We start from the raw sequence: 18,294 nt of genomic DNA, 5'->3' as shown, positions 1-18,294 counted from the left end.
CACCAAGGGCGCAACGACGGCCCATGTCCGCATCGATATTGGTGGCTCCATCGTGACAGCCTCGATTACCAACCAGGCGGTCGATGAGCTTGGTCTTGAAGTCGGCAAAGACGCCTATGCAGTGGTGAAGGCTTCTGACGTCATGGTCGCGGTAGACTGATATCGCCGACGTCAAAATCGCCTTTCTGGGCGGCCGCCAGCGGCGAAAACAATGTACGGTCGGGCTTGATGTCGAGTAGCGGCGTTCCGTTCAGGCAATCGAGGCCGCGCGCGTAGAGTATGTTGCCTTCGATGCGCTCGAGCTTGACGATCGAGGTCGCTATCGGATTGGGCCGTACGGGCGAGCGGATCGAGAAGACACCGCGGGTCGTGCCGTCGCTTTTTGGACTTTGCAGCACCAGATCGCGCCGGGACTGGTCGAGCCAGTAGAGCAGTTCCAGCCGCCCGTAGAGCGCGACATCCTGTAAGCCGGCAGTCCAAGGCTCGAAGATTTCGATGCGGCAGAGCGGCCCGTCATGGCGCCCCTGCCGCGGGCAATCCATGCGGGACGTCCACGGCGTTTCGATGCGGCCGATATAGAATAGGCCGGCGCTCGGTTTTTCCGGCATCTCGACCTGGAGCTCTCCAGGACGGATTTCCTGCTCACGCACCATCGGAAGACTCCTTGGCTCTGGGGGCGATTGAAGAAGATACGGCGCCGGGCAGGGTGCCTATGACGACATCGACGCCATAAAGACGATGAAGGTTCTTTGGTGTCAGCACGGCACGGGGCGCACCGAACGCATGAAGACGACCGCCCGAGATCAGCGCCACGGCATCAGCGACCCTCAGCGCATGGTCAGGGTGGTGAGTGGAGAGAATAACCGTCAGGCCGGCATCGGCGAGCGAGCGGATGCGATCAAGGACTCGCATCTGATTGCCGTAGTCCAAGCTGGCGGTAGGTTCGTCCATGACAAGAATGCGAGGCTCCTGGGCCAGCGCGCGCGCTATGAGCACCAGCTGGCGCTCGCCGCCCGAAAGTTCGGTATAGGCGCGTGCCGACAGGTGCGACAGCCCAAGCGCCTCCAGGCTTTGGTGCGCAATCTCTTCGTCAAGACGAGAGGGGGCGCCATAGGGGGCAAGATGTGGCGCTCGACCCATCAACACGACGTCAAGTGCCGAATAGGGAAAGAGTGCGGTGTGGGCTTGCGGAACGTAACCGACTGTTCGCGCGAATTCTTGCCGGCTCCAACGCGGCAGCGGGCGATCAAAGAGGCTGATCGCGCCTGACGTGGGTGAGAGGAGCCCCAACATGGTCTTAAAGAGCGTGGTCTTGCCTACGCCGTTGGGGCCGAGAAGGCACGTGACGCCGGCTGAGATACTCATAGAGATATCGGAGAGCGCGGGTCTGCCATGGTATCCCACACTGAGACTGTCGAGGGCGAAACTTACTGCCATCCGCGCCTCCCGGAAGCCAGAAGCCAGAGGAAGAATGGGGCGCCGATTGCGGCGGTCAGGATGCCCAGGGGCACTTCGATCCGGGCGATGGTACGCGCCAGAATGTCGACGATCAGCAGAAAAATGGCGCCGAACAGCATTGAGGCAGGAAGCAGACGACGGAAGTCGGGGCCAACCAGCAGTCTGGCAATATGGGGAATGACTAGGCCGATCCAGCCGATAGCGCCAGCTATCGACACAGACGAGGCGGTGACGAGCGTCGCGGCAGCAATGAGAACGGGCCGGAGGATGCGCGTATCGACACCCAGCGCCCGAGCCTCTTCATCGCCAAGAGACATGAGGTTGACCTGCCAGCGCAGTACGAAGAGGGGGACGAGACCAAGCAGAACGGCCGGCAAGATGCCGAAGGCATCGCCGCGGGTAACGGAGGTGAGGCTGCCGAGCAGCCAATAGGTGATGGCCGGAAGTTGATCGTATGGGTCGGCCAGGATCTTTATGAGCGATATGCCGGCGCCCGCTATGGCCGAAATCGCAACGCCAGCCAGTACCAGCGTCAGCACCGGGTCCCGGTGCCTGAGCGCGAGGCCGACCGCGTAAACCGCCAGCACTGCAGCGATGCCGCCGGCAAAGCTGGCGAGTTGGATGGCGATAACGGGGAGCGAGAGGAAAATGCCAAGCACCGCCCCGAGGCTAGCCCCGGTCGAGACACCAAGGATGTCCGGGGCCACCAGCGGATTACGGAACAGTGCCTGGAAGGTCGCGCCTGCCGCAGCCAGTGATGCGCCAATCAAGATGCCAGCGACAATGCGTGGCATTCGGACATTCCAGATCACGGTCTGGATCGTTGGATCGTATTCCGTTTTTCCCCAGGTCCAGCCGAGCCAGGCATCGGCAAGCTCGCTAAGTGAAAGGGGGAATTTGCCGATAGACATGGCAAGAACAATGACCGCCAGCAAAGCGGCGGCCATTGCTCCTGTCGATATTTTGCTCAGGGAGCCCAACGACTTCAGTTGACGGCTGGCAGGGCCCCCGCAAGCAGCTTCCCGACCTGCTCATCCGTGATGTCGACACCGTAGAACAGATTGAAGAACTCCTTGGTTTCCGCCGTCAGGTCGATGTCGACGGCTTCGGGATAGAACAGCTCCTGCAGCCAGCGGACCCCAATCAACCGATTGGCCGAGGGCGGGGAGTCGATCCAGCCGAAAGGCAGCGCAGGCGCAACATAGACGGCGCCATCAGCGACTGCCTTGATACCGGCCCAATCGGGATTGGACAGCGCGGCCTTGGCAAAGCTGGCGCGGGCGGCAACAACGATATCGGGATTCCAGACAAGAATCTGTTCGAGCGAGACCTCGGATAGGCCACCTTTGCCTGCCGCTGCCGCGACATTGGTGGCGCCGGCGGCTTCCAGAATTTCGACATTGATCGACCCGGAGAGACCGGTTTCGAGACCCTCGTCACCGCGGCCGTAGTAGACAGTCGGTCGCTGGGCGGCAGGCACGCTATCGAGGGTTGTGGTCAGTTGAGAAAGGGTTTCATCGGCATAGGTGGCAAGCAGGTCGGCGCGCGCGGATGCGCCAAGAAGGTCGCCCAGGAGGCGGTAGGTGTCCCCTGACTTTTCGAAGCTGCCGTCGATGAGGATATAGGGAATCCCCGTTTGTTCCTGCACGCGATTGGCCAAGTCGATATAGGTGTCGTTGACCGTGCCGACGTCGATAATGACGTCAGGATTGGCCTGGAGTACGACCTCCATATTCGCACTGCCGCCCTGGCCAGTGAGGCGGCCAAAGGCCGGAAGTGCGGCAGCTTCCGGGGTGAGGAACTCTTGAGCCGACTTGCTTGGTTCGTTGACCCAACCGGCGAGTTTATGGGGGGCGAGCGTATAGACCAGAACTGCTGCCGGTGGCCCTGCTGGCAAAACGACGCCGATATCATCGGGGATTTCGACAACGCGCCCGCCGGCGTCGGTAAATTCGCGCGCGTGAATGGCGGTGGAGCCGAGGGCAAGAGCAGTCAAGGCGAGCAGGCGTCCGAGCATCGATGTCTCCCGTTGAAATCAATGCCGAGTAGTAGGCCACAACGATATGTTTGACAAAACATATCGAGGGCGAAGGTAACCGGCTGGCCGTCCGATGGCGAGTGCAAAGCTGCTCCGCTCAATTCGGGCGTTCACATGGAAGCTCGAGATGGCCAAAAGTGATTTTGGACGTGGCAGCGACTCGGTGAACTGCGACTGAAACGGTGTTGCGCCGCTGCTGCCTCTGCGAAGGCGGGCCCTTCGCGAGCGGATGTTTTGGGGAGTGCCTCATGATCAGAAGCGAACGTCTGGCGGAGGTCGCGGCGGCCCTTGTACTTGTCGTGGGTATGGGGTTTGGCCGGTTTGCGTTTACGGGTCTCTATCCGCTCATGGTTGCTGACGGTCAGTTGTCGCTCACGGGCGGGTCTTATGCTGCGTCGGCGAATTATGCGGGCTATCTTGTCGGCGCCCTTCTGACCGCGGCGCTGTCCAGCGTTCCAAGCCGAATGCTGTGTGCCGTATCCATCGCCGCGACCGCGCTTACACTGGCGCTTCTGGCGCTGCCACAGCCTGAATGGCTGCTGGTCGTTATCCGCGGCCTATCGGGCGTTGCAAGTGCAGTGACCATGGTAGCAGCCTCGCGCTGGCTGCTCAGTGACCGAGGGCAGCATAACGGTTCTCCGGCGCTATTTTCGGGCGTCGGTATCGGTATCCTGTTTTCGGCTGAGGTCATTGCAGCCGGCAGCGTGCTTTCGCTTTCAAGTTGGAGCATTTGGCTGCTCCTTGGCCTTGCCTGCCTGGTATGCGGCGGCATGGCGATCGTTATTCAGGTCGTCCTAGAAAGAGAAAAGCGATCCGGCCGGGACTCTCCGCGTGACGAGGACAGGCCCGGCACGGTCGGCGCGAGACGGTTGATCGTCATCTATGGCCTTGCGGGGTTCGGCTACATTGTCACAGCTACCTACCTACCACTTCTGGTCAAGGAGGCGATCGCGCCGATCGATCCGGTCCACGTCTGGGCGATCTTTGGCGCAGCCGCCATCCCGTCTTGCTTCCTCTGGCACAGACTTTACCGGCAATGGGGGACCAATCTGTCGCTTTGCGCAAACCTCATCGTTCAAGGCATCGGGGTGGCGCTGCCATTGCTGCATGCGCCCGTGCCCTATTTGCTGAGCGCGCTGTTAGTTGGTGGAACCTTTATGGGAACTGTCACCATCGCCATGCCTGCCGCACGACGTGTGGCCCACATGCTTCGCTTCAATATCCTTGCCATCATGACGGCAGCCTATGGCCTCGGTCAGATCATTGGCCCGTTGATCGCCAGCTACCTGTTCGCGCAGACCCAGGCATTCGACGCGTCGCTGGCTGTGGCTGCGGTTGTCCTCATGCTCGCGGCCGCGCTGAGCTTCCCAGCGGTCGGCACAAACAGATCTGTCGCCAGCTTTCCGCCGTCAGAGGGCGCCGATCAAAATCGCCGAAACGGCTGATCGGCTCCAATCCGCTCCGACGCAGCAGTAGAAGCAGTTCTTGCGGATAAATCTGACGCATAGAGATCGTCGTGTGCCGAAATGCGGGGGCTGACTGGGTAGACCAGAACCAGTCCGCCTGACTGATCTGTGAGACCGGATCGTAGACGATTTCTTCATCGATCAAAACGCTTCCCAACCTGGGATGTTGGAAAGTGCCCAGTCGCTGGCGCGTGCCTGGAGGCTGGCTAAGCAACCGGGCATTGGGAACAAAGACATCGAAGGCGAGTACGCCGTTCGGCGCCAAGTGCCGCCGGATCGCATCAAAGGTCCCGCCAAGATCTTCTGCGGTCAGCAAATGCATGAGAGAATTGGCGGCAACTACGATGGCGTCAAACTGCCTGCCAAGGTCAAAGTCCCGCATATCCAATTCGAGGAATTCGACGCGACTCCCGTCACGTTTGGCAGCAGTTCTTGCCTGTTCCAGCATCGTCTTGGACAGGTCGCCAGCAGTCACCCGCGCCCCGCTTTCTGCGAGAGGAAGAGCGACACGTCCGGAGCCGCAGGCCAGTTCCAGAACGCTTCGGGCCGCACCGCCGGTGGCCTCGACATAAAAGCGCTCCATGGCTTCGTCGCGCGGTGCGACAAGGTCGTAGAGCTCGGCGTCTTCATAAAGGCCGTTCATTGCTTCATTGACCTTACGGGCCATCGGCGTTGACCGCTAGCTGGTTGCAATTGCTTCCTGCCCCGCTTTCTTCCGATTCCCCTCGGGCAAGAGGCGTTGCAGGATGTCCGCTAGAGTAATGACGCCGCTTATTTTGTCACCTCGCGTGATAACGGCAAGCTGGACGCTGGCGGCGCGCATGTTGGCCATGGCTTCGTATATCGGTGTTTCCGCGTCGAGAACGAAAGCGGTCCGTGCCACACTTGCGGCGGGTGCATCGTCATCCTTGAGCAGGGTGTCCCTCAGATGCACGACCATCGGCTGCAGCGGATTGGCCATCACGATACGCATGTGTCCCGAGCTTGACGCCACATCCCGCACATCGGCGATACTGGCGTCAGCGTTGACCGAAGTCACTTGTGAGGATGCCAGCAGGCTCGCAACCGGCTTGGAGCCCAGGTCAATCAGCGCAGACAACTGTTGGTGCACCACTGGCTCAAGCGCACCGACATCGGCCGAGTGGTCGACGAGCTGCCGGATGGTGGCGACGTCCTGCCCGCCCACGGCAGCGCTTTCCACGGGTTCGACGCCCGCGGCGTGCACCAGTTTGTTGGCAATGCGATTGATCCAGATGAGCATTGGGCGCAACGGCCAGATATAGGCCTGCGAAATCGTGCCGATGGCCAGCGCCGACTTTTCTGGATGTGCGATTGCCCAGGATTTTGGGGCCATCTCTCCCGCAACAAGGTGGAGAAAGGTGACGAAGAACATCGAAAGCAGGAAGGACGCACTGTCCGCAACGAGATAGGGCATGCCCCAGCCCAGGAAGATCGGTCCTAGAAAGGAATCGACGGCGGGCTTGGTGATCGCGCCGAGGGCAAAGGTGCAAACGGTGATGCCCAGCTGCGCGCCTGCCAGCATCAGCGTCAGGTCGTTCATGCCGCGCAGGGCTGCGCGCGCCGAGCCGCTATGTGGTGCCAGCTCCTCCAGGCGGTGGCGGCGTGCCCCCATCAGTGCGAACTCGATTATTACGAAGAACGCACTGAGGAGGATGAGAGCAAGGGTAGCGAGGGTGACGAATATCGGACCGGTCATGTCTGTTACTCCTCTTCCTCGATCAGTTTGACGCGCACTTTCGTTGGGACGTGGCGCTCGATCTCAAGCACTTCGACCTCGAGCCGACGCGGTACCGGATCTTCGGCGACGAGGTCGGAGGCTTCGATGGGCAGCTCCACGATCGCGGTGTCTGCCGGGTCTGGCAGGCGACCCAGTTCCGCGATCAGGAGACCCGCTATGGTTTCGAAATCGCCTCGCGGGAGCGTCTGGTTGAGGTGGCGCTCGACCTCATCCAGGTGCACATCGCCCTCCATGATCCAGACACCCTCGGCTTCGGCATGGACAGGAAGAACAACGTCGAGATCGTGCTCGTCGGTAATCTCACCGACGATTTCCATGGCAATGTCCTCGATCGTCAAAATGCCGGCAAAACCGCCATATTCGTCGATGACGCAGACCATTCGGTCGCCGCTCTCAGCCAAACGCTGGAGGGCGTCCGGCAGCGGCATGAGCGTGGAAACGACGGACGCTGGGCGCATGATGGCGCTGGCCGGGGTGTCGAGTGCTGCGGCCTTGATGAATGGCAGGATGTCGGTCAGTTGCACCACACCCACCGGAGAGTCCTCGTCGTCGACCACGGGATAGCGGGTGTGGGCGCGTGCCATCAACTCGCGCACCTCCCCGACGGTACAATCGGGGTCGATCCAGTCCACCTGCGCTCGCGGCACCATGGCGTGTTCCACGTTGCGATGAGAGAAGTCGAGGATGCGGTCCATCATCAGCGAGAGTTCGAGCGGTAGGTCGCCACTTTCGCGGGAGTCGGCAATGATATGGGGCAGGTCTTCGGCTGATGCGCTGACATCGAGGTCGTGGACGGGTTCGATGCGCAGCATACGCAGGAAGAGATTTGCTGAGATGTCGAAGAAGCTGATGATCCAGCCGAACACGGACAGATAGAGGGTCGTCGACATGGCGAGCGCCTTGGCCAGTGGCTCGGGTGCCGCAATCGCCAGGTTCTTTGGAAACAACTCACCAAAGATCATCTGGACCACCGTTGCCAGCATCAGCGCCAACACCGTGCCGACGCTGACCCCCACGGAAGCCGGCACGCCAACGCCGCCCAGAAGCGTGCCCAGAGACTGGCCGACAAGCGGCTCGGCAACGTAGCCGACCAGCAGGCCGGTGACCGTGATGCCGAGCTGGGCGCCTGACAGCATGAAACTGGTTCGCTTGGTAACAGAGAGGGCGCGTTTTGCGGCGACATCGCCCTGTGCCGCGAGCGCTGCCAGTTTGGTGCGATCGACGGCCATGTAGGCGAATTCCTGGGCAACGAAGTAGCCGTTTGCCGCGATGATGGCGAGGATGACCAGAATGCCAATCAGAAGAAGAAGCAGGGGTTCAAGCATGGAAATTGGCAACGATCATGAGTGTGGGACGGGCATCTGGCGAGGAGATGGGGAGCATCGACGACACGGCAGGCAACAGCGCTTTCCGTGAAGAGACGCTTTGCACCTTGGTCGAGTTGCATTTGAAGGGGGAGGTGTTCATGCCGGCGAACAGCCGGGCAGAGCAAAGTCCTGGCCTGACGCCCTGCCAATGCGTCCGGCAAGACTGGCCGCCGATTTGAGGACGTTGTTGGGTGTCGGCGCTAGCGAGACGATCCTGCTGGAGGCTGCGGCGGCCAAGGGATGAGTGCGCCCGTTCGCCGGCTCCAAAGGCCAGGCGTGCCGGTGCCTCTCGCGGAGGATCTTGGGGGCACGGCGGGCTTTGCGGTCGCCCCTGGGCCGGATGGGGCCGTCTGGCCCCTGATGCGAATACGAATATGCCCGGCTTGCCGCCTTGTCTCGCATCATATCTGCCGAGAAACGACAGTCGTCATGTGACGGCTCATCGTCCTCGGCGGGACTTCGACTCGGTTCGTTCATCTGGACCTAAGAGCCGAGGTGGCCGTCGTTGGTCTGCTGGGGGATGTCACGTCGAAGTCGCCTTTCTGTATGGCATGAGGGTATTTTGGTGAATGCGGGTGAAGCTAAGATGATCGAGGAACGTCATGCCCGTCAGTACAACGTGTCAAAGAGCGTGGAGGCGATGGTTCGGACGGTCTTCTCATCGCTCGAGCTGACAAGGACATAGGCGATCTCGCCAACCTGCCAATGACCGAGTGTGCTCTGCCCGTGCTGCTCGACCGTCGGCGGCAGGACGCTGAAATAGCCCGGCCTTGCCGCAAAAAGCGATACTTTCCCGAGGTCTGCGGAATCGATTGCCATCTCGACGCTTGGCCCGAAGCAGGAGGGATAGACCTGAACGTCGGTGACGTCCCACTGTTCCGGCAGTTCAGGCATCACGATTGCGGTCGCGGACAACAGCTCCTCTCGATCATATTCCGGCGCTTCGGGCTGCGAAACCATTACTGCCCGAAGCTGACTGATCGAGTGTGCCTGGAGGGCCGCTTCCATATAGTAGTTCATCTCGCCATCGTGTGGCCGCTGAGCTGCCAGGTTACCCACCAGCGCGCCGGCCCCCACCAAAAACGTGACGACGAAGACAGGCCTCAGCCGGTGAAGAAAAAGACGCCGCAGCAAGGCTCCCTCCAGACGTCTCGCGCGTTTCGTCGTGAGTGGCTGGGCCGTAATTGCGGAATCGGTCATGGCCAGTTTCAGCTCATGGGTCGATCGGAGATCTTCCATGACGCCGGCCGCCTTTTCAGGGGTTTTTGCCAGATAGGCCTCGACCTCCACCCGCCGCGCCGCACCAAGCTGGTCGTCGACGTAATAGGCAAGGTCTTGTTCCGTTATGGGATCGCTAGTCATTGCGCCGTCCAACAATTTTGAGGTGCGATGCCCACGTCTCGCTTTCTCGCTCGCGCAGGGCGTGGCGTGCTCTCGAGACGCGGGAGAGTACTGTACCCTCGGGTATGCCCAGTATCTGTGCCGCCTCGGGGTAGGTCAGTCCCTCGATCGCGACAAGATGCAGGGCCTCGCGCTGTTCGTCTGGTAGCTGGAGAAAGGCTCTGCGTACCTGGGCCAGGCGTACGGCGTCCTCCTGGTTCGGAGGCATGACGGCTGATGCCGGCTCCATGGCAGCTTCGTTTTTTTGCCGAATGTTTCTGGCACGCAGCCCATCTATGAAGGCGTGGCGAAGAATTGCCATCAACCACGGCTTGAGCGCGCTACCGACCCTGAAAGAAGCGCGGCGATCATAGGCACGCGCCAAAGCTTCCTGCACCAAGTCCTCGGCGTCATCGCCCCGCCGCGTCAAGGCAAGGGCGTAGCGACGAAGATCAGGCAGGTGGGTATCCACCTTGAACGGTTTTTTCGGCATCGTGACATAATATACGTCGAACTGTTCCAAACCCTTCCAACGTAGCTGCACTTTTTCTATGGCTGGCCTGAGGTGGTTTTGCGGGGCGCCATAGTTTGCGCTTCGACAGACGGAACCGCCGTATTGCATCGGGTAGTATCGGTAAAATTTGAATCAAAACTACTTGGCTGTTTTTCGATCAGGACAACAGCGGTCCCCTAGCGTGCTCCCAGAAAAGGAGAGCACGACATGGCCAATCGGTATGCTGTTTTTGCAAGTGTTTTGCTCTGCTGTGCCGCAGCTTTTGGGTTTGCCATGCCGGTTTCGGCCCAGAGCATCGATTTCACGAATGCCGCCTTCGTCCCGGTCTCGAGCAGGGGCACCAGCATTCCCATCGGAGCATATGATTTTTGCTCGCGGCTTCCTGGCGAGTGCAAGCCGTTTGCAAAGGTCAAGCAGGCAGAGATCCTGACCCAGGAAAAGTGGACCGAACTGCTCTGGGTAAATGCCAGCGTCAACGCCCGTATCATTCCCATGAGCGACATGGACCTCTACGGTGTTGAAGAGTTCTGGACCTATCCCAACGACGGTTATGGCGACTGCGATGACATCGCCCTGGAAAAACGCCGCGAGCTGATCCAGCTCGGCTGGGCCCCCAGTACCCTGCTCATGACAGTCGTGCGGCAGGCCAATGGCGAAGGTCACGCCGTGCTGATGGTCCGGACCGATCGCGGCGACCTCATTCTGGATAATCTCGAGGGAGAAATTCGCGTCTGGAACCAGACACCGTATCGCTTTCTCAAGCGCCAGTCTCAGGCCAGCCTGGCGAAATGGGTCGATATCTGGGACGATCGCAACGTGGTCATTACCGCTTCCACGGCGCAGTAGCGCCCTCCGATATGGGCTGGAGGTGCTGGGACCGTCGGGGGACAGTTATGGTCCCGGGCGCTATCGTTCGGTTGTCGCGATATATTCATATGATAATATCATTCTCACGTCTTCTTGGAGAAGTGAGACTTTTGTGGCGTTTTCACCTGTACAACTAACCTCTCTGGGCGGTCTTCACGCCGCGGTGCTGAATCAGCTTGGGCAAAGCATCGTGCGTGGGGATATCGCGCCGGGTGCCGTCCTGCCCAATGCCGACGACCTCAGCCTGCAGTTCGGTGTCAGCCGTACGGTCATTCGCGAGGTGGTAAAGGTGCTGGCGGCCAAGGGCATGGTTGAATCCCGGCCCAAGACCGGGACGCGCGTTCGCGCGCGCCACGATTGGAATTTTCTTGATTCCGACATCCTCAACTGGCGGTTCTCCGCCGGCATTAAGAGCGAGGAGGCGAAGTCCATCTTCGAGTTGCGGCGGGCGATAGAGCCGATGGCTGCACGGCTGGCAGCGGAGCGTGCGACGCCAGCGGATATCGCTACTCTTGAGCGCCACTTAGCGCTCATGGAGCACTATGCCGATGACAGCATAAGGTTCGCCGAGCCAGACCTTGCATTTCACCAGGCGATCCTTCGCATGACCGGCAACGAGTTGTTCAGTTCGCTCGCGTCGGTGATCGAAACTGCCCTTGTGGTCAGCTTCCATCTCACGGACGACAACCCCCAGGGTCAGCGCGCCTCTCTCGTGCTTCATCGTCACCTTCTTGAGGCGATCGCGATTGGCGACGCGGATCGTGCCAGCGCTGCTGTTCTGGTATTGCTCGATGAGGCCGAGGAAGACGTCCGTCGCTCGCTCGGGGCGCGACGTTCTCAACGGGCCAGTGGTTGAGATGTCATACCCTGGTCTAGATGAACGCTACCGGTTTGCACTCGACCTCTGCCGTCAGGCTGGTGAAATTGCTCTTGCCGGATTTCGTAGTGCGGGCAGCTTTGCAGTTCAAAACAAGGGGCGTCATGACCTCGTCACCAGCATAGACCTCGAGATCGATAGCCTGGCGAGAGAAGCCATAAGCAGGACGTTTCCTGAGGACGCGCTTGTTTCCGAGGAAAGCTCCGGAATGCCGGGACGCCGGATCTGGGTTCTCGATCCTGTCGATGGCACGCAGAACTTTGCGCGTGGCATCGCCCATTTTGCCATTTCGCTTGCCTTCGTCGAGGAGGGCGAGGTGTTGTTGGGTATTGTTTATAATCCGGCGACCCGCGAGTTGTTTTCGGCACGAAAAGGGCGGGGTGCCTTCCTGAATGACAGGCGGATCGGGGTAAGCGAGGCAAGCCTTCCAGAGGATGCTGTCGTCGATATTGGCTATTCGACGAGGTTGGCGGAAGGTCGGTACCTCGCCCTTCTGGGCGGCGCCCTTGCTGAAGGTTTCAGCTTCCTGCAACAGGGGTCTGCTGCGCTCGGCCTTGCCCAAGTCGCCTGCGGTCGACTCGAAGCCTATATGGAGCAGGACCTTTTCATCTGGGATGTGCTGGCCGGTCTTCTGCTTGTCGAGGAGGCCGGTGGGTGGAGCATGGCCTTTCCCCCGGACGCTACACGCGGCCATCCTGCCCTCGCCTGCGCCCCTGCATTTAGGGAAACCCTGACGGACCTCCTCGATCGCGCGTAGCGGGCGTTGCCCGATCAGACCCAGCCGGCATCCACGATATATTGCTGGCTGGTGCACATGGCGCTGTCGTCGGCGGCGAGAAAAAGCGCCATGCGCGCAATATCATCGGGCTGGAGACGTGCGGTAAGACATTGCCGCTCAGCGATTTGGCGCTCTCCAGCTTCGTTGAGCCACAGCGCTTTCTGCCGTTCGGTCATGACCCAGCCCGGAACAAGGCAATTGACCCTTATGGCATCAGGCCCGAATTCTCGCGCCAGAGCTCGCGTCATCCCATAGACCGCGGCCTTTGCTGTTACATAGGCGGGGCAATCGGCGTCTCCCACCATCCAGGTGATTGAGCCCAAATTGATGATCGATCCGCCGCCCAGGACTTTCATTTGGGGAATCACCGCCTTGGCGGCGAAGAACTGGTGGCGCAGATTGACCGCCATCCGGTCATCCCAATAGGCGGCGTCGATATCGAGAGTACGGTGCCGGTCATCATTCCCGGCATTGTTGCAGAGAGCGGCAATCGGCCCCTGGTTCAGGCCAATCTTGTTGACCGCTTCGGCAACGGCCCCTGTGTCCCGAAGGTCGCAAGCGACGAAGCAGGGTTTGTTGTTGGGTATCGCCTCCACGAGACGGTCGGCGGCTTCAATGTCGATATCGAGAAAGCTGACCCGTGCGCCCTGCGCGCAAAAATTGGCGACCAGGCTTGCCCCGATCCCCGATGCGCCCCCGGTAATCAGGACGCTGCGGCCCTCAAGGCTTGGGTAGTTGGCAAAGCGGCTTACGCTCATGTCGATTGTCCTGAAGCAAGTTCGGCACAAGCTCATAGACCACTCGTGTGACGCCCATGCGCAGGCCAACGGGCCAATAGTATGAATAATATGAATAATGTCACACGACAGTCACCTAACCATGGTTGAACACGCCCGTTTTCGGCGCGTGGAGTTTTTCGTGGCGGCAGATGGAGATAAGGCCTGGGTGCGTATCCAGGGGCTCGACAAGAGCTTCGATGGTTTGCATGCGCTGCAGAATCTCGACCTCGAGATTGGTCGCGGCGAGTTCGTTTCACTGCTTGGCCCGTCGGGCTGCGGCAAGACCACGACGCTGCGCTTGATCGCCGGTTTTGAGACGGCTGACGCCGGCTCCGTGACTATCGCTGGGCAGTCGGTGCTTGCCAAGCCAGCCCATCAGCGCGGCATGGGCGTCGTCTTCCAGAATTATGCGCTTTTTCCGCATTTGAATGCTGCCGAGAACATCGCCTTTGGCATGCGTATCGCGCGCCGTCCTAAGGCAGAGATCGAACAACGCATCGCGTCCCTTCTCAGTTTGGTTGGGCTGCCCCGCGCAGGCGAAAAATATCCCGATCAGCTCAGTGGCGGCCAACAGCAACGGGTCGCAATTGCACGCGCGCTCGCGATCAACCCACAAATGCTGCTCCTCGATGAGCCTTTGAGCGCACTCGATGCGGTCATTCGTCATGAATTGCGCGCCGCCATTCGCGAAATTCAGCAGCGCCTGGGCGTGACGACTCTTTTCGTTACGCACGATCAGGAAGAGGCGCTCGCTATCTCAGATCGGGTCATCGTCATGCGCGACGGGCGGATCGAACAGGCCGGCACGCCCGAGGAGGTTTATGCCCGTCCCGCAACGCGCTTCGTGGCCGATTTCATTGGGCGAGGTAACGTGCTCGAGGGAACTGTTGTCGATCCGAGGCGGGGGCAGGTCGATCTCGGCGATGGTCATTTCGCCCTTGATCCAACCAGCCTGACAGGGGTCGGCGCTGGGGCGGCAATCGCCGTCGTCGTGCGCCCCGAACTCATGACCCTGCGCTCGCCTGAGGCCGCTTGTCACACAAACGAGCTGACTGGTCGCATAACTGGCAGCGCCTTTCAGGGTGGGTCGCGTCACATTGACCTCGAAACCGGTTCAGGCCTGCGGATCAGGGCGAGCGTACCCGCGGCGCTCGGGGGCACGCTTTTGCCGGGTTCGCCCATCGTCGCCAGCTTCACCCCCGATGCGGCCCATGTCATCGTGGGAGCTGCGGCATGAACGGGTTGGAGCTGACGGTCGTTGGGGCAGGGACAATCCTGCCCAATCCTGGGCTCGCGCCTGCGTGTCATCTCCTGCGAGTGGGCGATGCTACCTATATTTTTGACCTCGGGCCTGGTTCGCTGCAGCGTCTCGCGGCCAGCGGTGTCGACTACAAATCGATCGACCTGCTGTTCATTTCTCATTTGCACCCTGACCATGTGCTCGACATCGTCACCTTGCTGCAGGCGAACAATGCGACACCCGGCTGGGAGCGGACGCGTCCGCTGCGCCTTGTCGGTTGTTATGGCCTCGAAAGTTTCGTCGAACGGCTGCTGACGGTTTTCCGTGATGCCGTTCCGGAAAGCTATTTGCTTGAATTCGTCGAGCTTGCCGTTGGCAGGCACCAGATAGAAGGCGTCCTCGTCGAGGTGGCGCTGACAGGTCACACCAGCAACAGCCTGGCATTCCGGCTCGAAACGGCGGCAGGCATCTTTGTCTACGGCGGCGACGCCGCCGATATCCCTGCCATGGTCGATATCGCGCGCGGCGCAGACTTGTTCCTCTGCGAGTGCTCGTTTCTTGCCCCCTTCGAGACCGATGATCATCTGACCGCCCTGTCTGCCGCTCGAATCGCCCAATCGGCCGGGGTGCGCCATCTCATCCTCACCCACACTTATCCAGATACCGACCACGCATTGGCTGCTGCGCAGGCTGCGACAGAGTTCAAGGGTAGGCTGACTCTCGCCATCGACGGGACTGTGGTGACATGCTGAGGCATTTTCGTCTGGCCTGGCTTGGCCTCGTTCCGTTCCTTGTTTTCATCACCGCGTTTGAGCTGTTGCCGCTCGGTGGCCTTGTACTCTCCGCCTTTTCCGATGGGGGAGGTCCTTCCGTCGTGAACTTCGTAAGGGCGGCGCGTCCCGCTATCGTTACCGCGTTTGCCAACAGTACGGGCCTCTCGTTGGCGACGGCACTCCTTGGCACGGCAGTCGGTCTCGTCATCGCCTATCTGGTTCAGACGAGCCGTAGCAGGCGTTGGCGCAATGTGGTGACTGCTCTTTCGACTGTCACCGCCAGCTTCGGTGGTGCGCCTCTCGCCTTTGCTTTCATAATTGCCCTGGGCTCGACGGGGATGATCACCATGCTGCTCGGTCTGGTCGGCATCGATCTCTATCCCGGCTTCCGCATCTACTCTGTGACCGGCCTGATCGTCGCCTATCTCTATTTCCAGATCCCATTGGCAGTGCTTTTGCTCTTGCCCTCTGTGCAGGGGCTCAAGCGGGAGTGGCGTGAAGCTGCGACTAGCCTTGGCGCAGACGGTCGCGCCTATTGGCTGCGCGTCGGGCTGCCGCTGTTGCGCCCCAGCATTGCCAGCTGCTTTTGCCTGCTGTTCGCCAATGCCTTTGGGGCCTATGCCACTGCCTGGACGCTGACAGGCTCATCGGTCGAACTGGTTACGGTGCAGATTGCTGCCCTTATTCGTGGCGAGGTTCAGCTCGATCCGGCGCTCGCCGACGCTATCGCCGTTCTGTCCATGCTTGTCATGGCCGCCGCCATCTGGCTGCAGCGTCTTTTTGCTCGCCGGCAGGGGATGGCGTCCCGATGACCGGCGAAAGCAGTCTGTCCGGCAAGTCCGGAGCGTTGTTGCGTATCGTGACTATGGGGCTCTTCCTCGCTTTCATGGTTCTGCCCGTCGTGGCCACAGCACTGTTCTCCGTCTCTGTTCGGTGGGATCGGACCATTTTCCCCGAGGGCGTAACGCTCGACTGGTGGGCCAAGGTCTTGTCCGAGCGCGGTTTTCAGAGATCGGTTACCAATTCGCTGAGCTTCTCGATTGCGACGGCGTTGGCCTCCCTGGCGCTCGTTGCGCCAACCGCCTTCTGGGTTCACACGCGTCTGCCGCGTGCCAAACCATTGCTTGAAGTGCTCACCATCCTCCCCTTCGGCTTCCCGGCGGTGGTGCTGGCGCTCGGTCTGATCCGGCTCTATTCGCCGCTACCGCTGCCGGTCGTGAATACGCCTTTCATGCTGGTCTCCTCCTATGTCGTAATCACCCTGCCATTCATGTACCGGGCTGTCATGAACAGTCTCGAGGCGCTGGATACGACGGCATTGTCAAATGCCGCGCGCAGCCTGGGCGCCAATGATTGGCAGATTTTCCGCAGAGTGATCCTACCCAATATCCGCGGAGGCATGCTCAGCGGCAGCCTGCTGGTCTTCTCCGCAGCCTTCTCCGAATTCGCTCTGGCCAACGCGCTTGTGGGCACCCGCCTCAAGACCCTGCCGATCTATCTCGTCGAATTCACCCGTTTCGATGCCCGTCAGGCCAGCGCATTGGCGCTGATCAGCTTCACTGCTGTCTGGTTGGTATCGATGGCGCTGCTGTCCTCCCCGGCGCGTCGAACCTCCACACCGGGGCTTTCTGCTCCGGTGTGATCTCTCCCTCGCTCAAGAAAGCAAGATCATGCGCAAGTCCATTCTGAAGTATGCAGCCAGTATCGCGGTTTTGGGTCTGGCTATGCCCCAGGTCCACGCCCAGAGCTCGGCCGAAATCACTGAAGCGGCTCATCACGAAGGCAATCTCGTCAGCTATGGCATGTCCGACGACTGGGTGAACCTCGGGGCGATCTTCAATCGAATCGAGGAAATCTACGGCGTCGAACACGTCGACACCGACATGACCTCGGCCGAGCAGATCACCCGGCTCCTGGCAGAAAAGAATGCCCCCGTCATGGACATTGCCGATATCGGCTATGACTTCCTGGGGCGTCTCGTCGATGAAAACCTTGCTGCCAGCTACAAGAACTCTAGCTGGGATGCCATCAAGCCCGAATTCAAGGATGCGGATGGCCGCTGGGCGGCCGGGTATTGGGGCGCTATCGCGTTCCTCGTAAACACCGATCAAGTCAAATCGCTGCCAGCAACCTGGAACGATCTTCTCAAGCCCGAATACAAGGATCAGGTTTGCTCACGGGACCCGCGCGTGTCGACCTACGCCACTGCTTCGGTGCTCGCCGCGGCCTATGCCAATGGCGGCAGCGAAGCTGATGTTCAGCCGGGCATCGAGTGGTTCAAGCAGTTGCGCGACACCGGCAACCTTCGCGACGGGGTGGTGCTCAATGTCGCTTCGATCCAGAAGGGCGAATGCCCGATCTCGCTGGTCTACGACTTCGACGGCTTCGCCAAGCGCGACGCAACCGGTCTGCCCCTCGAAGTCATCATTCCAAGCGATGCCTCTGTTGGAATGCTGTTTTCCCAGTACATCAATGCAGCCGCTCCCAATCCCAATGCCGCGAAGGGCGCCATCGACTTCATTTTTTCCGATGAAGGCCAAACGCTGCTGGCGACGGGTTATGCCCACCCGACCCGTGACATAGAGCTCCCGGCGGAAGTGAGCGCAAAATTTCTGCCTGCTGCTGCCTATGCGAATGTCCATTTTCCGACCAGCCTTGCATCGTTCTCTGGCGCCGTCGCTGATATCGTCAGTGGCTGGAACGCTGTCGTCGGCCAGTAGGTCGGTTTGAACCCCTGGGGCGCGCGCACCGCGCGCGTCTCAGATATCGACCAGCTCCAAGTTTTACACATGGTGCCTGGCCTGCCGGAAGAGATTGTCGAGAAAAATGAAAACAGCCGTTGACATGTCGGTTTGTCTAACTTAGATACCGCCTCGCTGACGACGTGAACGGCCTTGGTTGTTCCCACTGACGGCGACTTCTGACAGGGCGGATTTGCTGCCGGGTGACCGGACGGTGGGTTTGTTTTGCGGAAAGAAATCTGAGGCGATTGCCTCAC

The 18,294-nt window shown here is 60.3% G+C and carries 20 protein-coding genes; 10 read left to right on the top strand and 10 right to left on the bottom strand.

Annotated features, from left to right (window positions below; all coding sequences use genetic code 11):
- Positions 1-160: TOBE domain-containing protein (locus tag J0I64_RS13525; protein WP_291409078.1), on the top strand; the 160-nt coding region annotated here is incomplete at its 5' end.
- Here the strand turns inward: J0I64_RS13525 and tsaA are convergent.
- The 4 genes from tsaA to J0I64_RS13505 are packed head-to-tail and all read right to left on the bottom strand — an operon-like array spanning position 141 to position 3,475.
- Complete coding sequence (gene tsaA / locus J0I64_RS13520; RefSeq protein WP_291409073.1) at positions 141-653, bottom strand: tRNA (N6-threonylcarbamoyladenosine(37)-N6)-methyltransferase TrmO; 513 nt, start codon at positions 651-653, stop codon at positions 141-143. The two genes, J0I64_RS13525 and tsaA, sit on opposite strands and share 20 nt — an antisense overlap.
- Positions 643-1,437, bottom strand: a complete 795-nt coding sequence (locus J0I64_RS13515; RefSeq protein WP_291409071.1) for an ABC transporter ATP-binding protein — start codon at positions 1,435-1,437, stop codon at positions 643-645. The genes tsaA and J0I64_RS13515 overlap by 11 nt, the downstream gene beginning before the upstream one ends.
- Positions 1,428-2,405, bottom strand: a complete 978-nt coding sequence (locus J0I64_RS13510) for an iron ABC transporter permease (RefSeq protein WP_291409069.1) — start codon at positions 2,403-2,405, stop codon at positions 1,428-1,430. Before J0I64_RS13510 ends, J0I64_RS13515 begins: the two co-directional genes overlap by 10 nt.
- 38 nt (positions 2,406-2,443) lie before the next feature.
- The gene (locus tag J0I64_RS13505) at positions 2,444-3,475 is read right to left on the bottom strand and encodes an ABC transporter substrate-binding protein (RefSeq protein ID WP_291409067.1); all 1,032 of its coding nucleotides are present in this window, start codon (positions 3,473-3,475) and stop codon (positions 2,444-2,446) included.
- Positions 3,476-3,744: 269 nt separating this feature from the next.
- On the opposite strand from J0I64_RS13505, the gene J0I64_RS13500 reads away from it, so the two are divergent.
- Positions 3,745-4,941, top strand: coding sequence for a YbfB/YjiJ family MFS transporter (locus tag J0I64_RS13500; protein ID WP_291409065.1), 1,197 nt, complete (start codon positions 3,745-3,747; stop codon positions 4,939-4,941).
- On the opposite strand, the gene J0I64_RS13495 is transcribed toward J0I64_RS13500, so the two are convergent.
- The 5 genes from J0I64_RS13495 to J0I64_RS13475 all read right to left on the bottom strand — a co-directional run bounded on the left by J0I64_RS13495 (position 4,838) and on the right by J0I64_RS13475 (position 9,961).
- Positions 4,838-5,629 (bottom strand): class I SAM-dependent methyltransferase, encoded by a 792-nt coding sequence (locus J0I64_RS13495; RefSeq protein ID WP_291409063.1) that lies wholly within the window; start codon positions 5,627-5,629, stop codon positions 4,838-4,840. The two genes, J0I64_RS13500 and J0I64_RS13495, sit on opposite strands and share 104 nt — an antisense overlap.
- Before the next feature lie 12 nt (positions 5,630-5,641).
- Positions 5,642-6,679: a CNNM domain-containing protein gene (locus tag J0I64_RS13490; protein WP_291409061.1), complete on the bottom strand. Its 1,038-nt coding sequence runs from the start codon at positions 6,677-6,679 to the stop codon at positions 5,642-5,644.
- Between the two features lie 5 nt (positions 6,680-6,684).
- Positions 6,685-8,046: a hemolysin family protein gene (locus J0I64_RS13485; protein WP_291409059.1), complete on the bottom strand. Its 1,362-nt coding sequence runs from the start codon at positions 8,044-8,046 to the stop codon at positions 6,685-6,687.
- Between the two features lie 651 nt (positions 8,047-8,697).
- The gene (locus tag J0I64_RS13480) at positions 8,698-9,450 is read right to left on the bottom strand and encodes an anti-sigma factor (RefSeq protein WP_291409057.1); all 753 of its coding nucleotides are present in this window, start codon (positions 9,448-9,450) and stop codon (positions 8,698-8,700) included.
- Complete coding sequence (locus J0I64_RS13475; RefSeq protein ID WP_291409076.1) at positions 9,443-9,961, bottom strand: sigma-70 family RNA polymerase sigma factor; 519 nt, start codon at positions 9,959-9,961, stop codon at positions 9,443-9,445. The genes J0I64_RS13480 and J0I64_RS13475 overlap by 8 nt, the downstream gene beginning before the upstream one ends.
- A gap of 228 nt (positions 9,962-10,189) precedes the next feature.
- On the opposite strand from J0I64_RS13475, the gene J0I64_RS13470 reads away from it, so the two are divergent.
- From J0I64_RS13470 to J0I64_RS13460, 3 genes are all read left to right on the top strand, one after another.
- Positions 10,190-10,828 (top strand): transglutaminase-like cysteine peptidase, encoded by a 639-nt coding sequence (locus J0I64_RS13470; protein WP_291409054.1) that lies wholly within the window; start codon positions 10,190-10,192, stop codon positions 10,826-10,828.
- Between the two features lie 133 nt (positions 10,829-10,961).
- Positions 10,962-11,705, top strand: a complete 744-nt coding sequence (locus J0I64_RS13465; RefSeq protein ID WP_291409052.1) for a FadR/GntR family transcriptional regulator — start codon at positions 10,962-10,964, stop codon at positions 11,703-11,705.
- Positions 11,596-12,483, top strand: a complete 888-nt coding sequence (locus J0I64_RS13460; RefSeq protein ID WP_291409050.1) for an inositol monophosphatase family protein — start codon at positions 11,596-11,598, stop codon at positions 12,481-12,483. Before J0I64_RS13465 ends, J0I64_RS13460 begins: the two co-directional genes overlap by 110 nt.
- A 14-nt stretch (positions 12,484-12,497) precedes the next feature.
- Here J0I64_RS13460 and J0I64_RS13455 read toward each other — a convergent pair whose 3' ends face one another.
- Complete coding sequence (locus J0I64_RS13455) at positions 12,498-13,262, bottom strand: SDR family oxidoreductase (protein WP_291409049.1); 765 nt, start codon at positions 13,260-13,262, stop codon at positions 12,498-12,500.
- Positions 13,263-13,422: 160 nt separating this feature from the next.
- Here J0I64_RS13455 and J0I64_RS13450 point away from each other — a divergent pair, with 160 nt between their 5' ends.
- From J0I64_RS13450 to J0I64_RS13430, 5 genes are read left to right on the top strand one after another with little or no spacing between them, the layout of a single operon-like run.
- The gene (locus J0I64_RS13450) at positions 13,423-14,520 is read left to right on the top strand and encodes an ABC transporter ATP-binding protein (RefSeq protein ID WP_291409047.1); all 1,098 of its coding nucleotides are present in this window, start codon (positions 13,423-13,425) and stop codon (positions 14,518-14,520) included.
- Complete coding sequence (locus tag J0I64_RS13445; RefSeq protein WP_291409045.1) at positions 14,517-15,275, top strand: MBL fold metallo-hydrolase; 759 nt, start codon at positions 14,517-14,519, stop codon at positions 15,273-15,275. Before J0I64_RS13450 ends, J0I64_RS13445 begins: the two co-directional genes overlap by 4 nt.
- Complete coding sequence (locus J0I64_RS13440; protein WP_291409043.1) at positions 15,269-16,108, top strand: ABC transporter permease subunit; 840 nt, start codon at positions 15,269-15,271, stop codon at positions 16,106-16,108. Before J0I64_RS13445 ends, J0I64_RS13440 begins: the two co-directional genes overlap by 7 nt.
- Entirely contained in the window at positions 16,105-16,938 is an 834-nt protein-coding gene (locus tag J0I64_RS13435; RefSeq protein WP_291409041.1) for an ABC transporter permease, read from the top strand. The genes J0I64_RS13440 and J0I64_RS13435 overlap by 4 nt, the downstream gene beginning before the upstream one ends.
- A gap of 28 nt (positions 16,939-16,966) precedes the next feature.
- Entirely contained in the window at positions 16,967-18,016 is a 1,050-nt protein-coding gene (locus tag J0I64_RS13430) for an extracellular solute-binding protein (RefSeq protein ID WP_291409039.1), read from the top strand.
- Positions 18,017-18,294: the final 278 nt, after the last annotated feature.

Origin of the sequence: Devosia sp. (assembly GCF_017307565.1) — a bacterium.
Lineage (GTDB): Bacteria > Pseudomonadota > Alphaproteobacteria > Rhizobiales > Devosiaceae > Devosia.
The sequence above is the reverse complement of the archived record's forward strand: the minus strand, read 5'-3'. Positions and strand labels throughout refer to the sequence as shown.

Excerpts from the sequence above, each read along its gene's own strand:
- J0I64_RS13445 (WP_291409045.1), top strand. The coding sequence starts at position 14,517 with ATGAACGGGTTGGAGCTGACGGTCGTTGGGGCAGGGACAATCCTGCCC.
- J0I64_RS13495 (WP_291409063.1), bottom strand. The coding sequence starts at position 5,629 with ATGGCCCGTAAGGTCAATGAAGCAATGAACGGCCTTTATGAAGACGCC.
- J0I64_RS13430 (WP_291409039.1), top strand. The coding sequence starts at position 16,967 with ATGCGCAAGTCCATTCTGAAGTATGCAGCCAGTATCGCGGTTTTGGGT.
- J0I64_RS13435 (WP_291409041.1), top strand. The coding sequence starts at position 16,105 with ATGACCGGCGAAAGCAGTCTGTCCGGCAAGTCCGGAGCGTTGTTGCGT.
- J0I64_RS13505 (WP_291409067.1), bottom strand. The coding sequence starts at position 3,475 with ATGCTCGGACGCCTGCTCGCCTTGACTGCTCTTGCCCTCGGCTCCACC.
- J0I64_RS13490 (WP_291409061.1), bottom strand. The coding sequence starts at position 6,679 with ATGACCGGTCCGATATTCGTCACCCTCGCTACCCTTGCTCTCATCCTC.
- J0I64_RS13485 (WP_291409059.1), bottom strand. The coding sequence starts at position 8,046 with ATGCTTGAACCCCTGCTTCTTCTTCTGATTGGCATTCTGGTCATCCTC.
- J0I64_RS13510 (WP_291409069.1), bottom strand. The coding sequence starts at position 2,405 with ATGGCCGCCGCTTTGCTGGCGGTCATTGTTCTTGCCATGTCTATCGGC.
- J0I64_RS13455 (WP_291409049.1), bottom strand. The coding sequence starts at position 13,262 with ATGAGCGTAAGCCGCTTTGCCAACTACCCAAGCCTTGAGGGCCGCAGC.
- tsaA (WP_291409073.1), bottom strand. The coding sequence starts at position 653 with ATGGTGCGTGAGCAGGAAATCCGTCCTGGAGAGCTCCAGGTCGAGATG.
- J0I64_RS13515 (WP_291409071.1), bottom strand. The coding sequence starts at position 1,437 with ATGGCAGTAAGTTTCGCCCTCGACAGTCTCAGTGTGGGATACCATGGC.
- J0I64_RS13470 (WP_291409054.1), top strand. The coding sequence starts at position 10,190 with ATGGCCAATCGGTATGCTGTTTTTGCAAGTGTTTTGCTCTGCTGTGCC.
- J0I64_RS13440 (WP_291409043.1), top strand. The coding sequence starts at position 15,269 with ATGCTGAGGCATTTTCGTCTGGCCTGGCTTGGCCTCGTTCCGTTCCTT.
- J0I64_RS13480 (WP_291409057.1), bottom strand. The coding sequence starts at position 9,450 with ATGACTAGCGATCCCATAACGGAACAAGACCTTGCCTATTACGTCGAC.
- J0I64_RS13500 (WP_291409065.1), top strand. The coding sequence starts at position 3,745 with ATGATCAGAAGCGAACGTCTGGCGGAGGTCGCGGCGGCCCTTGTACTT.
- J0I64_RS13475 (WP_291409076.1), bottom strand. The coding sequence starts at position 9,961 with ATGCCGAAAAAACCGTTCAAGGTGGATACCCACCTGCCTGATCTTCGT.